This window comes from Stenotrophomonas sp. P5_A8, assembly GCF_056400545.1.
The window spans coordinates 1-13,545 of record NZ_JBFULB010000085.1 but is presented as its reverse complement, the minus strand read 5'-3'; the positions used below and the strand labels follow the sequence as shown (position 1 = coordinate 13,545).

Genomic DNA, 13,545 nt, shown 5'->3' with positions numbered 1-13,545 from the left:
ATTTTGCCCAGGGGCCTACCGGCCGCGACGGGGCTGGGCTTGCGGTACGCAGCGGGAAGCGAGGCTTTTCTGGCCTTGGTCGGTGGGTCGGGCGCTGGGTGCCCATGCCCTTGGAGGCGAAATAGAGGAGGAGGCGGCGGCCGCAGGCCGGCGCCGGGGGCGTCGCCGGAAAGGGCATGGAGCCCAGCGACCGATCCACCGACCACCGCGCCTGGAAAGCGTCAAAGCACGCTTCTGCCTGCCACGCGGAAGGCAGAAGAACCCTGCTTTTTTGGGGCGCTCAGCGCAACACCCTGTTACCCGTTTGGGGCATGCGGCGGGATCCCCTGCATGCCATCCTGCACCCCTGCCCACGCCAGCGAGAAAGCCCGCATGACCACCATCATCGCCCCCCGCGTCCACGACATCGGCGGCCTGCAGGTGCGCCGCGCCGTGCCGACCCTGCAGGCGCGAAGCGTCGGYCCGTTCGTGTTCGTCGACCAGATGGGCCCGGCCATCCTCGGGCCCGGTACCGGCATCGACGTCCGCCCGCACCCGCACATCGGTCTGGCCACCGTCACCTTCCTCTGGTCCGGCGCGATCGGCCATCGCGACACCCTCGGCTCGGACCAGGTCATCCGCCCCGGCGACGTCAACTGGATGACCGCCGGCCGCGGCATCGCGCATTCCGAACGCACCCCGCCGCCGGAACGCGAGCACGATCACCCCATCCACGGTATGCAGACCTGGCTGGCCCTGCCCAAAAGCGCCGAAGAAACCGAACCGGCCTTCTACCACCACGCCGCCGCCACCCTGCCCCAGCAGCGCCGTGACGGCGCCTGGCTGCGCATCATCGCCGGCCGCGCCTATGGCGAAGAATCCCCGGTGAAGGTCTTCGCCGACACCCTCAACGTGGCCATCGACCTGGACCCGGGTGCGGAAATCGACCTGGATACCGGGCATGTGGAACGCTCGCTCTACATCCTCGAAGGCGAGGCGCAGCTGGACGGCGTGGACGTGCCTGCCCAGCACCTGATCATTCCCGAACATAACGCGCGCGGCCGGCTGCGCGCCAAGACGCCGGTCAAGGCGATGCTGATGGGCGGCGAACCGCTCGATGCCCCCCGTCACCTGTGGTGGAATTTCGTCTCCAGCTCGCAGGAACGCATCGAGCAGGCCAAGCACGACTGGGAGGCCGGCCGGTTCGGCAGCATTCCCGGCGATGACAAGGAATTCATCCCGCTGCCGGCGTATTGACCGCCCACCGTTCGTCGGCACCTTGACGCCACGTTCACTCTGATGAACCGCGATTCAGCTACGGTCTGCCTGCCCGCCTCGGGCGTCTGGTGGAGAACGATCCATGAGCATGGGCAAACGTCTGGCCGCGGAGTTCCTCGGCACGTTCTGGTTGGTGTTGGGCGGCTGCGGCAGCGCCGTGCTGGCGGCCACGTTCGGCGGTGATGGCAATCCACTGGGCATCGGCTTTCTCGGTGTCGCCCTGGCCTTCGGCCTGACCGTCCTCACCGGTGCCTACGCGTTCGGCCACGTGTCCGGCGCGCACTTCAATCCTGCGGTCAGCGTCGGTCTCTGGGCCGGCGGCCGCTTCCCCGGCCGCGACCTGCTGCCCTACATCGTGGCCCAGGTGCTGGGCGGCCTGTTGGCCGGCTTCATCCTGCTGCAGATCGCCTCCGGCGCGCCCGGCTTCGCCATTGATGGCAGCCAGGCCGGAGCGTTCGCCATCAACGGCTATGGCGCGCTGTCGCCCGGTGGCTACAGCATCGCCGCCGCGTTCCTGTGCGAAGTGGTGCTCACCGCGTTCTTCCTGGTGGTCATCATGGGCGCCACCCACGGTCGTGCGCCGGCTGGCTTCGCCCCGATCGCGATCGGCCTGGCCCTGACCCTGATTCACCTGATCAGCATCCCGGTGACCAACACCTCGGTGAATCCGGCACGCTCCACGGCCGTGGCGGTGTTTGCAGGCAGTGGCGCGCTCGGCCAGCTGTGGCTGTTCTGGTTGGCCCCGCTGCTGGGGGGGCTGATCGGTGGCATCGCCTATAAATGGATCGGTGCAGAACCGCGATGAAGGGCAACGGCCGGGGTCTGCCAATGCGGATCCCGGCTCAGTCCGGATCACCTGAAACAGTTATTTGTAGATCAAGTCACATTCCGTTAAGGTCGAGATCACCACGCCGTCACTTGGCGATGGGCGCTTCCGGGACGCGCATGGGGAAATGCGCAACGTCGGCCAGGGTTGTCTGCGGCCACCGGAACGTCCTGCCAGGCCAACGCGCGGCCATTCCGACCTTGGGGGAACCAATGAACATCCTGCGCGCTGCCCTGTGCCTGAGCCTGTCGTTGTCCGCTGCGGCCGCGTCGGCCCAGTCGCCGACCGAATGTCCGTCCCTTCCTGCCAGCAGCGGCCTGCAATGGCAGCAGCAGGCGCAGGCCGATCTGCTGCTGTGCAAGGCCAGCACCGGTGACGGCCGCGAAGTGCTCAGCCTGATCCTCAGCGCGCGCAACCCGGAGCTGCCGCTGAGCCGCCCGCTGCGCCAGGAAAAGGGCCTGTTCGCTGGCGAATCGCTGTACTGGTACCAGCCTGACCTGGGCGGCCAGCAGCCGCCGGGCTACGAGAACCGCCGCATCACCGTGGTGAAGTTCGACAAGAACCGCTATGCGCAGATCGCGCTGTATGCCGGCGACGCGCAGGAGCTGGGGTCGCTGCAGACGCTGACCCAGGGGATGAATCTGAATCCGACCGCGGTTGCCGCAGGTCGCTGAGGAGGATGGGGATGATGCCGCCATCCCCGCACTTCACCCGCGGCCTCAGCTTCACCGGGCGCGCCGGGGCGTGCCCGGCGCGGGGTGTCATCCTGCCCTGCTCCTGCCCGCGATGGCGGCATCGGAACGGAAAGCAGCCGAGCATGGCTCGGCTCTACCCCGTGACGCTGGCCTCAGAAGCGGCCTTCCTGGAAATCGACGAAGGCCTGCATCAGTTCCTGCCGGGTGTTCATCACGAACGGACCGTGGCGCATCACCGGTTCGCGCAGCGGGCGCCCGGCCACCAGAATCAACCGCGTACCCTCGGCGCCGGCCTGCAGTTGCAGCAGCTCGCCACCGCCCAGCACCGCCAGCTCCTGGCGCGCGATGGGGCGCGCATCCTCGCCCTGCCCTACCGACAACCCGCCTTCGAAGACGTAGGCAAACGCGTTGTGCCCTTCGGGCAGGGTGTACTCCCAGCGCGCGTCTGCGGCCAGGGTGATGTCCAGGTAGACCGGATCGGTCGCCGGCTGCACGATCGGCCCGGCCACGTCACCGACCTGGCCGGCGATCACTTTCACCTGCACGCCGTCGGCAGGCGTGGCGACCGGAATGCGCTCCGGCGCGAATTCCTGGTACTTCGGGTCGGTCATCTTGTCGCGGGCAGGCAGGTTCACCCAGAGCTGGAAGCCGCGCATCTGCCCCGATTCCTGCTCGGGCATCTCCGAATGCACCAGCCCACGCCCGGCGGTCATCCACTGCACGCTGCCCGGGGTAAGCAGGCCTTCGTTGCCGTGGTTGTCCTTGTGCCGCATGCGCCCGTCGAGCATGTAGGTGACCGTCTCGAAGCCCCGGTGCGGATGACTGGGGAAACCGGCGAGGTAATCCTCGGCACGGTCGGTGCCGAATTCATCCAGCAGCAGGAACGGGTCCAGGTCGGGCAGCGACGGGCCGCCGATCACGCGGGTCAGGCGTACGCCGGCACCGTCGGAGGTGGCCATGCCACGGATGGTGCGCTCCACGCGCACGGGGGTTGGGCTGCTCATCTGAACTCCAGCAAGAAGGTCTCCAGCCAACAAGATGGGCGCACACGGCCCGGGGGCCAACCGCCACGGCCGCAACCGATTGTTCCAGCGATAGCGTTCGCGCACCGTGCAGGCAGCACGCTGGACCGGCCGCATGGCCGTGCCGTTACGTGGTCCACGTTGCGACCTACGACCAAAGTACTAGCGGCAAGCGGCCGCCTTTGCATTGACCCCGCCGGTGCCAGGGCAGACTCTTACGACGATCTCCAGGGAGACGCAATCTCATGAAAGGTTTTTCCAAGCTCGGCTGGGCGGCGCTCGCGCTGCTCGGCGCGTTCTGTCTGGGCGTGGTTGCATTGCGCCGTGGCGAACACATCAATGCGTTGTGGATCGTCGTCGCCGCAGTGTCGATCTATCTGATCGCCTACCGCTTCTACAGCCTGTTCATCGCCGACAAGGTGATGCAGCTCGACCCGACCCGGGCCACCCCGGCGGTGCTCAACAACGATGGCCTGGACTATGTCCCGACCAACAAACACGTGCTGTTCGGCCACCACTTCGCCGCCATCGCCGGTGCCGGTCCGCTGGTCGGCCCGGTGCTCGCCGCACAGATGGGCTACCTGCCCGGCCTGCTGTGGCTGGTGGTCGGCGTGGTGCTGGCCGGGGCGGTGCAGGACTTCATGGTCCTGTTCATCTCCAGCCGCCGCAACGGGCGCTCGCTGGGTGACCTGGTCCGCGAGGAAATGGGCCAGGTGCCCGGCACCATCGCGCTGTTCGGCGCGTTCCTGATCATGATCATCATCCTGGCGGTACTGGCGATGGTGGTGGTCAAGGCCCTGGCCGAGAGTCCGTGGGGCATGTTCACGGTGATTGCGACGATGCCCATCGCGATCATGATGGGCGTGTACATGCGCTACATCCGCCCCGGCAAGATCGGCGAGATTTCGGTGGTCGGGTTGATCCTGCTGCTGGCCGCGATCTGGTTCGGCGGCAAGGTCGCCGCCGATCCGGTCTGGGGCCCGGCCTTCACCTTCACCGGCATCCAGATCACCTGGATGCTGATCGGCTACGGCTTCGTCGCCTCGGTGCTGCCGGTGTGGCTGCTGCTGGCACCCCGCGACTACCTGTCCACCTTCCTCAAGATCGGCACCATCGTGGCGCTGGCGATCGGCATCCTGATCGTGATGCCGGAACTGAAGATGCCGGCATTGACCCAGTTCGCGGCCAGCGGCGACGGCCCGGTGTGGAAGGGCGGCATGTTCCCGTTCCTGTTCATCACCATCGCCTGCGGCGCGGTGTCCGGCTTCCACGCACTCATCGCCTCGGGCACCACGCCCAAGCTGCTGGCCAATGAGCGCCACATGCGCTACATCGGCTACGGCGGCATGCTGATGGAATCCTTCGTCGCGGTGATGGCACTGGTGGCGGCCTCGATCATCGATCCGGGCATCTACTTCGCCATGAACAGCCCGGCATCGGTGATCGGTCCGGACGCTGTATCGGCCGCGCACTACATCTCCACCACCTGGGGCTTTGCGATCACCCCCGAGCAGCTGGAAGCCACCGCGTTGGCCATCGGCGAGCCGACCATCCTGCACCGTGCCGGTGGCGCACCGACGCTGGCAGTGGGTATCGCGCAGATCCTGCACCAGGCCATTCCCAGCGGCAGCAACGCGATGATGGCGTTCTGGTACCACTTCGCGATCCTGTTCGAAGCGCTGTTCATCCTGACCGCGGTCGATGCCGGGACCCGTGCCGGTCGCTTCATGCTGCAGGACCTGCTGGGCAACTTCGTGCCGGCGCTGAAGAAGACCGAGTCGTGGACGGCKAACATCATCGCCACCGCAGGCTGCGTGGCGCTGTGGGGCTACCTGTTGTACACCGGCGTCAAGGATCCCTTCGGCGGCATCCAGACCCTGTGGCCGCTGTTTGGCATCTCCAACCAGATGCTRGCCGGCATCGCGCTGATGCTGGGCACGGTGGTGCTGTTCAAGATGAAGCGCGAGCGCTTTGCCTGGGTGACCGGCGTGCCGGCGGTGTGGCTGCTGATCTGCACCACGTACGCCGGGCTGATCAAGATCTTCGACAAGAACCCGGCCCAGGGCTTCCTGGCCCAGGCGCACAAGTTCCAGGATGCGATCGCCACCGGCACCATCACCGCGCCGRCCAAGAGCCTGGACCAGATGCATCAGATCGTGGTCAACGCCTACGTCAACACGAGCCTGACCGTGCTGTTCCTGTTCGTGGTGTTCTCGATCCTGTTCTATGCGATCAAGACCATCGTGCAGGCGCGCCGCAATCCGCAGCGCAGCGACAAGGAAACCCCGTACGTGGCGCTACAGCCACACCAGATGGCAGACCTGTGATGAGTACCGAACTGGTTCCCGTTGGCCAGTACCAGGCGCACCGCCGACTGTGGCGGCGCCTGGTGCAGACCGCACGCCTGTGCTGCGGCATTCCCGACTACGACAACTACGTGCGCCACGTGCTGGAAAACCACCCCGACCGCGTACCGATGGACTACAAGACCTTCTTCCGCGAGCGCCAGGAGGCGCGTTACGGGGGCAGGAACGGTGGCCGCTGCTGTTGAAGCGGATGCCTCGTTGAAGACACCGACGGCGGCGCGAAAGCGCCGCCGTTTTTCATGGGGCCATCCGGTAAGCGTTACCGCGCTCGACGTCACCTTCGCGTTGTTGGCCGCGCCCATCCGATCGACGTAGCCCTGACCGCGCTGCAGCCGGTAGACGCTGTCCAGGCAATCGGTATCGTTGACGAACCAGGTGGCCGGCATCGCCTTGAGGAGGGCAGCGGCGGCGCGCGGGCCAGCGGCCGGCACGGCCAACCGCGCGCGTCGCCGCCCCGGAATTCGTCCGGGACGGGCGACTCCCCGGGGCCGATCAGGCCCCGGCCATCCATTTCAGGATCAGGCCGGTGACATACGCCAGGCCAGTGCCGGTGGCGTAGCCGACGGTGCCGAGCAGCACCCCGACCGGCGCCAGCGAGGGATGGAACGCGGCGGCCACCACCGGTGCCGAGGCGGCCGCACCGATGTTGCCCTGCGAGCCGATGGCAAAGAAGAACAGCGGCGCCCGCAGCAGCTTGGCCGCGATCCACAGCACCAGGATGTGGGTGAGCATCCAGATCGCGCCGAGCGCGAACAGCCACGGACGATCCAGCAGCGACAGCAGATCCATCTGCATGCCGATGCAGGCGATCAGGAAATACAGGAACAGTGTCCCCAGCCGCGAGGCACCGGCCGACTCCAACCGCCGCGCGCGGGTGAAGCTCAGGCCCAGGCCGAGCGCGGTGGACAGCAACACCACCCACACGAACGCACTGTCCAGGCTGAACTGGCTGGCCCAGCTCACATTGGCCTTGAACCAGCCGCTCAGCGGCGCGGCGATGGCGTGCGCCAGGCCAACGCCGCCCAGCGCGACACCGACGATCACCATCAGGTCGGTCAGGCTGGGAATGCGCGCGTTCTGCGCTTCGTAGGCCGAAATCCGCGCCTTCATCTCATCGATGGCGCGGGTGTCGGCGCCGTTGCGCGCGTCGATCTGCGGGGCGCGGTTGGCCAGGAACAGCAGCACCGCCATCCACAGGCTGGCACAGGCCACATCGACCACCGCGAATTGGCCGAAGGTGGTCGCGTCGGTGCCGAACACTTCGCGCATCGCCACCATGTTGGCGCCGCCGCCGATCCAGCTGCCGGCCAGGGCGGCCATGCCTGCCCAGGTGTCGCCGGCGACGGTTTCCGGATGGATCCAGGACATCAGCTGGAACGACACGATCGCACCGAGCATGATGCCGAGCGTACCGGCACAGAACATCACCAGCAGCTTGGGGCCGAGCTTCATCACCCCTTTGAGGTCGATCGACAACGTCAGCAGCACCAGCGCGGCCGGCAGCAGGACGTCGCGTGCGATCGGGTTGTACAGGGAGGTGTTGTGGCCGTCGATGATGCCGGCGGTGTTGTAGATGGCCGGGATGAAATAGCACAGCAGGAGTGCCGGCACCCAGGCGAAGATCTTTTTCAGCAGCGGGGTCGGCCCGCTCGCGGCCCAGAAGATCAGCGCGAGTGTGGCGGCGATCAGGCCGAGGCCGACAATGTCATTGGTGATCAGTGCAGTGCTGGTTTCGGTCGGCATGACGCCATCCTCTGTCGATCGAAGAAAAAAAAGCGCCGCATAAAGCGGCGCCTTTCCAGAGGTTAACATCATCTTCACTCGATGCCACGCGGCGGCACCGCGCGTGGCAGTCCGATTACGTCATCGCACGCGGGGACGCGCCTGGAAGCGACGCACCCAGGTCAAGGATCACCTTCGTGCCACGCGGCGCGCACGGTTCGATCTGCAGCGCCCACCCCAGGTGGTCGCAGAGCTTGGCGATCAGTTCCAGACCGATCCCGCTCTGTTCGTTGCGATCGCCGCGTGCCATCCGCGCGTGCACGGCGGCGATTTCTTCCGGACTCATGCCATGACCGGGATCCTGCAGGGTGACCACCGCCGCGCGCGACAGCTGGATATGGATGGTGCCGCGGCCGCTGTTTTCGATCGCATTGCGCAGCAAGTTACCGATGGCCGCCTGCACCACGCCCAGCGGCGCGATGATCTCTGCCGGCGCCAGACCCTCCACTTCGATGCGCAGGTCCTTGTCGCCCATCAGGTGGCGATGGTCCTCGATGATGTCCGGCACCAGCTGATCCAGTGCGATGCGCTCGCCGCGTGCGGCCAGGCGCGCCGGATCACGCGCCAGCACCAGCAGCAGCTGGATCAGCTGCTCCACACCCTGCGCGGTGCGGTGCACGCGCTGCATCTGCACGCGCGCGCGGTCCGGCAGCGCCGGCTGCCCCAACGCCAGCTCGGCTGCGCCGGTGATCACCGCGATGGGCGTGCGCAGTTCGTGGCTGGTGGTGGTGATGAAGGCGCGCTCGCGCTCGACGAACTGTTCGTTGCGGGCCAGGTAATCATTGACCGCGGCGGCGATCACATACAGCTCCGAGCTGCCGCGCGGGTCAACGGTCACCCGCTGCCCCGGCACGCCGGGCTTGAGCTGATCGATGCGCGTGGCCAGCGAACGCAACGGCCGCACCAGCCGACTGACGCCGAAGGAGGCCATCAGCACGGTCACGATGATCATCACCACCCCGGCCAGCATCACCCAGCGCGTGGCGAATTCCTCCAGTTCGTGGAAGTCGTTGATGTCCAGCACMAGCGCCAGCCGGCCGAGTTTGTCGGTATCGCGGATCATGACCGCGCTGGCCCGATCGTTGACCATCACCCCGTCGTGCAGCCCGGGATGCAGCGTACGCAAGCTTTCGGGAACGCCCACACGGCCATCGAGGGTGAACAGCCGCAGCGTGTCCGAGTCCTGCCAGCGGTAATGCGGTTCGTGCTCGATATGGTTGACGATGCTGTCCAGCTCGGAGTTGAGCAGCGCGCGCCACGCCGAATGCTCGGCATGTTCATGCACGTAGTTGCCCACACTGAACACGGCGATGGAGATCATGGCCAGGTACGCCAGCAACCACCACACCAGCCGGCGGTGCAGCGGTGCGGGCTTACGCGGTCTCATTGCTGGATTCCGTGCCGATCAGGCCCAGCCGATAGCCGACGCGTGGCAAGGTATGGATCAACTTCTGCGCGGAGGCGCCATCCACGCTGCGGCGCAGTTCGTAGACGTGCGAACGCAGCAGGTCACCATCGGGCGGCTCATCGCCCCACAGCGCGAACTCCAGCTGCTGGCGGGTCACCGCCGCGGGACTGGCACGCATCAGCACTTCCAGCAGCTTGCGGCAGGCCGGGTACAGGTGCAGCACCTTGCCGTCGCGATAGGCCTCCAGCGTGGCCAGATCCAGCTTGAGATCGGCCACTTCCAACACCTTGCGCGGATTGCGCCCATGCGCGCGCACCATCAGCGCTTCCAGGCGCACTTCCAGTTCGGGCAGTGCGAAGGGCTTGGTCAGGTAGTCGTCGGCACCGGCCCGGAAGCCGGCGATTTTGTCGGGCAGCTCATCGCGCGCGGTGAGCATGATTACCGGCACTTCCGAGCCGTGCTCGGCACGCAGCCGGCGCAGGACTTCCGGGCCCTCCATGCGCGGCAGCATCCAGTCCAGGATGACGACGTCGTAGGCATGGCTGACCGCCAGGTGCAGGCCGGTGACGCCGTCGGGCGCGACATCCAGCACGTGGCCCAGCGATTCGAAATAGTCGAACAGGTTGGCGACCAGCTGGCGGTTGTCTTCAATGACCAGGAGCCGCATGGCAGACTCTCGTGAACGGATCGGGGCATGGTAGCCCGATCCATGTCGGAATCCGGTCGCAATGGGCCGGTTTCGACGCTTTTCCCACGCTGTCGGGGAGACAGTGGCGGTTTAGCCGAAGAGTGCCGACATGCCCGACGCAACGTTGCTGCGCCATCGCTGGCCGATCCTGGTCTGCGTGGGCATCGTGCTGGCCCTGCTGGCCGGTATCGGCATGCGCCAACCCTCCCCGCCCGACGAGCCGCGCTTCGTGCTGGCCGCGCGTGCGATGGTGGACAGCGGCAACTGGCTGCTGCCGCATCGGGGCAGCGAGCTGTACGCCGAGAAGCCGCCGGTGTTCATGTGGATGCAGGCCGCCAGCCACACCGTGTTTGGCGGCTGGAACCTGGCCTTCCTGGTGCCCTCGCTGCTGGCCGGCCTGCTGACCCTGTGGCTGACCTGGGATCTGGCGCGACGGCTGTGGAACCGGCGGGTCGCGTGGTGGGCGGTGCTCGCATTGTTCAGCTGCCTGCAGTTCGGCCTGATGGCCAAGCGTGCGCAGATCGACATGGTGCTGGTGGCGATGACGACGCTGGCGATGTGGGGCCTGCTGCGCCACCTGCTGGAGGGTCGCAACCTGGGCGCGCTGTGGCTGGCCGGTTTCGCCGCCGGGCTGGGCACGGTGACCAAGGGCGTGGGCTTCCTGCCGCTGCTGGTGCTGCTGCCGTGGGCGCTGTGGCGCTGGCGCAGCCGCGATCAGCCACGCCCGCCTGGCGCGGCAAGCGCGCGCAGCCTGTGGTGGCTGCTGCCGGCCTTCCTGCTCGGCACGGCCGTATGGCTGGCGCCGTTGGGTATCGCGTTGTTGAACGATCCCGAGCCGAGCCTGCAGGCCTACGCACGCGAGCTGTTGTTCAAGCAGACCGGCACCCGCTATGCCAACGCCTGGCACCACGTGCAGCCGGCCTGGTACTACCTGCAGGTGATCGCCACGTTGTGGCTGCCGGGCAGCCTGCTGCTGCCCGCGCTGCTGCCCGCCTGGTGGCGGCGCCTCAAACGCCTGGACGGCCGTTACTGGCTGCTGCTGGGCTGGTCGTTGCTGGTACTGGTGTTCTTCAGCGCCAGTCCCGGCAAGCGCGAGGTCTACATCTTCCCGATGCTGCCGCTGCTGTGCGTGGCTGCCGCGCCGTTGCTGCCGGGGCTCTTGCGCAGGACGGGTGCCCGCTGGCTGCTGCTGGCCTACGTCGCCCTGCTCGCCGTGGCCGCGCTGTACATCGGCACGCAACTGCTCAGTGGCAGTGCGTGGGCACACGCGCAGCTGGCACGGCGCGAGATGCCCGCCAGCCTGCTGCCGCTGCTCGGCAGCTGGATGCTGGGTTTCGGGGGGGTGCTGATCGGCGTGATGGCCTGGCTGCGCCAGCGCCGCGCGGGTGCGCTGGTGGTGATCACGTCATTCCTGCTGTGGAATCTGTACGGCTGGGGGCTGATGCCCGCGCTGGATCCCTACAGTTCGGCATCGGCACTGATGCAGCGGGTCGGCCAGCGGATCGGTCCGGATGGGGAGCTGGGCCTGCTGGCCTGGCGCGAACAGAACCTGCTGCAGGCCGATCGCAAGGTTGCCGAGTTCGGCTTCAAGCGGCCATGGGACGAGCAGTGGCAGGATGCCGGTCCCTGGCTCGCACTGGCACCACGGACGCGCTGGCTGCTGGTGCTGGACGAGGCGATGAGCCCCTGCGTGGACCGCGCGCAGGTGATCGACATCGGCAGCAGCAATCGCAACCGCTGGAAACTGGTGCCCGGCACCGCGTGGCGTGTCGATTGCCATTCGCATCTGCAGGGTGATGCGGTGTCGACAGACGAGCCGGACTGAATGGCAGGCCTGCACAGGGCCCCCATTTAACCTGTGTCCAACATCGCTCCGACTGCTCTCCGACACGCCGCTGACGACCATGGCCGCGAATCAATTCGCCTTTGAATCGCCCATGCCCTCAGCGTCCGCCGTTCCTGTCGCCCTTTCCCACGTGGCCCCCTCCCCGGTCGCGCAGTTCCTGCGCGGCCATCTGTGGTTGCCGCTGCTGGCAACCCTGGCGGCCAGCGCGCTGTTGATGGGCTTCGGCGGCGACCAATGGCTGGCCGACCAGTTCTATCGACTCGAAGGTCATCATTGGGCCCTGCAGAACGCCTGGGTCACCAGCCATCTGGTGCACAAGGTCGGCAAGTGGACGAGCACGGCAGCAGCGCTGGCAGCGATCGTGCTGTGCACGCATGCCTGGCGCAGCGAACGCGCCGCCGCGTGGCGCTGGCCACTGCTGTATCTGGTGCTGGCGGTGGCGCTGGGCACCGGGGTGGTGTCGCTGCTCAAGTCGGTGACCAACATGGATTGCCCCTGGGACCTGGCCCGCTACGGCGGTGCGCGGGAGTACATCGGCCTGTTCGCTTCACGGCCGCACGACATGCCCCGTGGCATCTGTTTTCCTGCCGGCCATTCGAGCGCGGGATACGCATGGATCAGTCTGTACTTCTTCGCCCTGATGGTGCGACCGGCCTGGCGCTGGCGCGGGCTGGCGGTCGGGTTGGTGGCGGGCGGGGTATTCGGGCTGTCCCAGCAGCTACGCGGCGCGCACTTCCTGTCCCATGATCTGTGGACGCTGGCCACCTGCTGGCTGGTGTCGCTGCTGTTGTATCTGGCGGTGCAGCCGCTGCTGAAACGATCGCGCAGTACCCAACCGGCACTGCCACAGGGAGAGCGGGCATGAGTGCATCGGTACCCCGCACGACACGGTTCGTGGAGCTGGCACGCTGGCGCAGCTGGCGGCCGCAGCTGTCCACCGAAGCGCTGATCGCGCTCACCAGCCTGTTCTTCGCGGTGGCCTGCAATGGCCTGTTCTGGCACAGCGCCATGGCCACCCATCCGGGCAGCATCCGCTTTGCGATCTCGCTGCTGCTGTTCCTGGTGGGCGCCCACTGCCTGCTGATGGGTCTGCTGGTGTGGCGCTGGAATGCCAAGATGGTGGTGGGTCTGCTGCTGCTCGGCACCGCCATGGCGGCGCACTACATGGGCAGCTACCACATCTATCTGGATGCGGACATGCTGCGCAACGTGCTGGCCACCGACCACAAGGAAAGCCGCGAGCTGATGACCCCGGCGCTGATCGCGCCGCTCCTGTTGCTGGCCCTGCTGCCGATGCTGGTGCTGTGGCGCGTGCAGCTGGTCAAGCGCAGCTGGGGCAAGGCGCTGTTGTGGCGTGCCGGTTTCCTGCTGTTGTCGGCGGTGGTCRCATTCGGCGGGGCCATGCTTTCTTTCCAGGAAATGTCCGCGCTGATGCGCAACCAGCGCGAGGTGCGTTACCTGGCCACGCCAGGCAACTTCCTGCTGGGCCTGCCCAAGGCGCTGCGCGGCGACAACCCGATCCAGCGCGCGCCGAAGCTGCCGATCGGCACCGATGCCAAGGCCACCCCACGCGCGGCCGGCAGCCGTCCGCGTCTGCTGGTGATCGTGATGGGCGAAACCGCCCGGGCGCAGAACTGGGGGCTCAACGGCTACGC

General features: G+C 67.1%; 12 protein-coding genes and 1 pseudogene. 8 read left to right on the top strand and 5 right to left on the bottom strand.

All coding sequences use genetic code 11. The annotated features are described in order from the left end of the window. Positions 1-372 precede the first annotated feature (372 nt). The 3 genes from AC1DQP_RS08410 (at position 373) to AC1DQP_RS08400 (ending at position 2,757) form a co-directional block, all read left to right on the top strand. Positions 373-1,236: a pirin family protein gene (locus tag AC1DQP_RS08410; RefSeq protein ID WP_256775760.1), complete on the top strand. Its 864-nt coding sequence runs from the start codon at positions 373-375 to the stop codon at positions 1,234-1,236. A 103-nt stretch (positions 1,237-1,339) separates the two neighbouring features. After that, positions 1,340-2,062, top strand: coding sequence for an aquaporin Z (gene aqpZ / locus AC1DQP_RS08405; RefSeq protein ID WP_457318341.1), 723 nt, complete (start codon positions 1,340-1,342; stop codon positions 2,060-2,062). 233 nt (positions 2,063-2,295) lie between these two features. Beyond that, positions 2,296-2,757 carry a hypothetical protein gene (locus tag AC1DQP_RS08400; protein WP_457318340.1) on the top strand — a complete coding sequence of 154 codons (462 nt, stop codon included), beginning with the start codon at positions 2,296-2,298 and terminating at the stop codon, positions 2,755-2,757. 173 nt (positions 2,758-2,930) lie between these two features. On the opposite strand, the gene AC1DQP_RS08395 is transcribed toward AC1DQP_RS08400, so the two are convergent. After that, positions 2,931-3,782, bottom strand: a complete 852-nt coding sequence (locus AC1DQP_RS08395; RefSeq protein ID WP_457318339.1) for a pirin family protein — start codon at positions 3,780-3,782, stop codon at positions 2,931-2,933. Positions 3,783-4,045: 263 nt separating this feature from the next. Between AC1DQP_RS08395 and AC1DQP_RS08390 the strand changes: the two genes are divergently transcribed. Together AC1DQP_RS08390 and AC1DQP_RS08385 are read left to right on the top strand one after the other, a co-directional pair. After that, positions 4,046-6,127, top strand: a complete 2,082-nt coding sequence (locus AC1DQP_RS08390) for a carbon starvation CstA family protein (protein WP_478051408.1) — start codon at positions 4,046-4,048, stop codon at positions 6,125-6,127. Next, positions 6,127-6,351 carry a YbdD/YjiX family protein gene (locus AC1DQP_RS08385; RefSeq protein WP_256775765.1) on the top strand — a complete coding sequence of 75 codons (225 nt, stop codon included), beginning with the start codon at positions 6,127-6,129 and terminating at the stop codon, positions 6,349-6,351. Before AC1DQP_RS08390 ends, AC1DQP_RS08385 begins: the two co-directional genes overlap by 1 nt. Positions 6,352-6,438: 87 nt before the next feature. Here the strand turns inward: AC1DQP_RS08385 and AC1DQP_RS08380 are convergent. The 4 genes and pseudogenes from AC1DQP_RS08380 to AC1DQP_RS08365 form a co-directional block, all read right to left on the bottom strand. Further along, positions 6,439-6,597 (bottom strand): annotated as a pseudogene (locus AC1DQP_RS08380) (DUF3103 family protein); the annotation flags it as partial. 61 nt (positions 6,598-6,658) lie between these two features. After that, on the bottom strand, positions 6,659-7,909 hold the full coding sequence (locus AC1DQP_RS08375; RefSeq protein WP_256775766.1) for a DUF819 family protein: 1,251 nt from the start codon (positions 7,907-7,909) through the stop codon (positions 6,659-6,661). A gap of 115 nt (positions 7,910-8,024) precedes the next feature. Then, the gene (locus AC1DQP_RS08370; protein WP_457318336.1) at positions 8,025-9,335 is read right to left on the bottom strand and encodes a sensor histidine kinase; all 1,311 of its coding nucleotides are present in this window, start codon (positions 9,333-9,335) and stop codon (positions 8,025-8,027) included. After that, entirely contained in the window at positions 9,322-10,023 is a 702-nt protein-coding gene (locus AC1DQP_RS08365; protein ID WP_256775768.1) for a response regulator transcription factor, read from the bottom strand. Before AC1DQP_RS08365 ends, AC1DQP_RS08370 begins: the two co-directional genes overlap by 14 nt. A 130-nt stretch (positions 10,024-10,153) precedes the next feature. On the opposite strand from AC1DQP_RS08365, the gene AC1DQP_RS08360 reads away from it, so the two are divergent. The 3 genes from AC1DQP_RS08360 to AC1DQP_RS08350 all read left to right on the top strand — a co-directional run. Then, positions 10,154-11,869, top strand: coding sequence for an ArnT family glycosyltransferase (locus tag AC1DQP_RS08360; RefSeq protein ID WP_457318334.1), 1,716 nt, complete (start codon positions 10,154-10,156; stop codon positions 11,867-11,869). Positions 11,870-11,981: 112 nt separating this feature from the next. Then, positions 11,982-12,755 (top strand): phosphatase PAP2 family protein, encoded by a 774-nt coding sequence (locus tag AC1DQP_RS08355; protein ID WP_457318333.1) that lies wholly within the window; start codon positions 11,982-11,984, stop codon positions 12,753-12,755. Then, on the top strand, positions 12,752-13,545 hold a 794-nt coding region (locus AC1DQP_RS08350; RefSeq protein ID WP_478051407.1), incomplete at its 3' end, for a phosphoethanolamine transferase domain-containing protein. The genes AC1DQP_RS08355 and AC1DQP_RS08350, both read left to right, overlap by 4 nt.

What these genes read in the sequence shown, in the direction of transcription:
- aqpZ (WP_457318341.1), top strand. Translation starts at nt 1,340, where the DNA reads ATGAGCATGGGCAAACGTCTGGCCGCGGAGTTCCTCGGCACGTTCTGG.
- AC1DQP_RS08400 (WP_457318340.1), top strand. Translation starts at nt 2,296, where the DNA reads ATGAACATCCTGCGCGCTGCCCTGTGCCTGAGCCTGTCGTTGTCCGCT.
- AC1DQP_RS08395 (WP_457318339.1), bottom strand. Translation starts at nt 3,782, where the DNA reads ATGAGCAGCCCAACCCCCGTGCGCGTGGAGCGCACCATCCGTGGCATG.
- AC1DQP_RS08385 (WP_256775765.1), top strand. Translation starts at nt 6,127, where the DNA reads ATGAGTACCGAACTGGTTCCCGTTGGCCAGTACCAGGCGCACCGCCGA.
- AC1DQP_RS08375 (WP_256775766.1), bottom strand. Translation starts at nt 7,909, where the DNA reads ATGCCGACCGAAACCAGCACTGCACTGATCACCAATGACATTGTCGGC.
- AC1DQP_RS08365 (WP_256775768.1), bottom strand. Translation starts at nt 10,023, where the DNA reads ATGCGGCTCCTGGTCATTGAAGACAACCGCCAGCTGGTCGCCAACCTG.
- AC1DQP_RS08360 (WP_457318334.1), top strand. Translation starts at nt 10,154, where the DNA reads ATGCCCGACGCAACGTTGCTGCGCCATCGCTGGCCGATCCTGGTCTGC.
- AC1DQP_RS08355 (WP_457318333.1), top strand. Translation starts at nt 11,982, where the DNA reads ATGCCCTCAGCGTCCGCCGTTCCTGTCGCCCTTTCCCACGTGGCCCCC.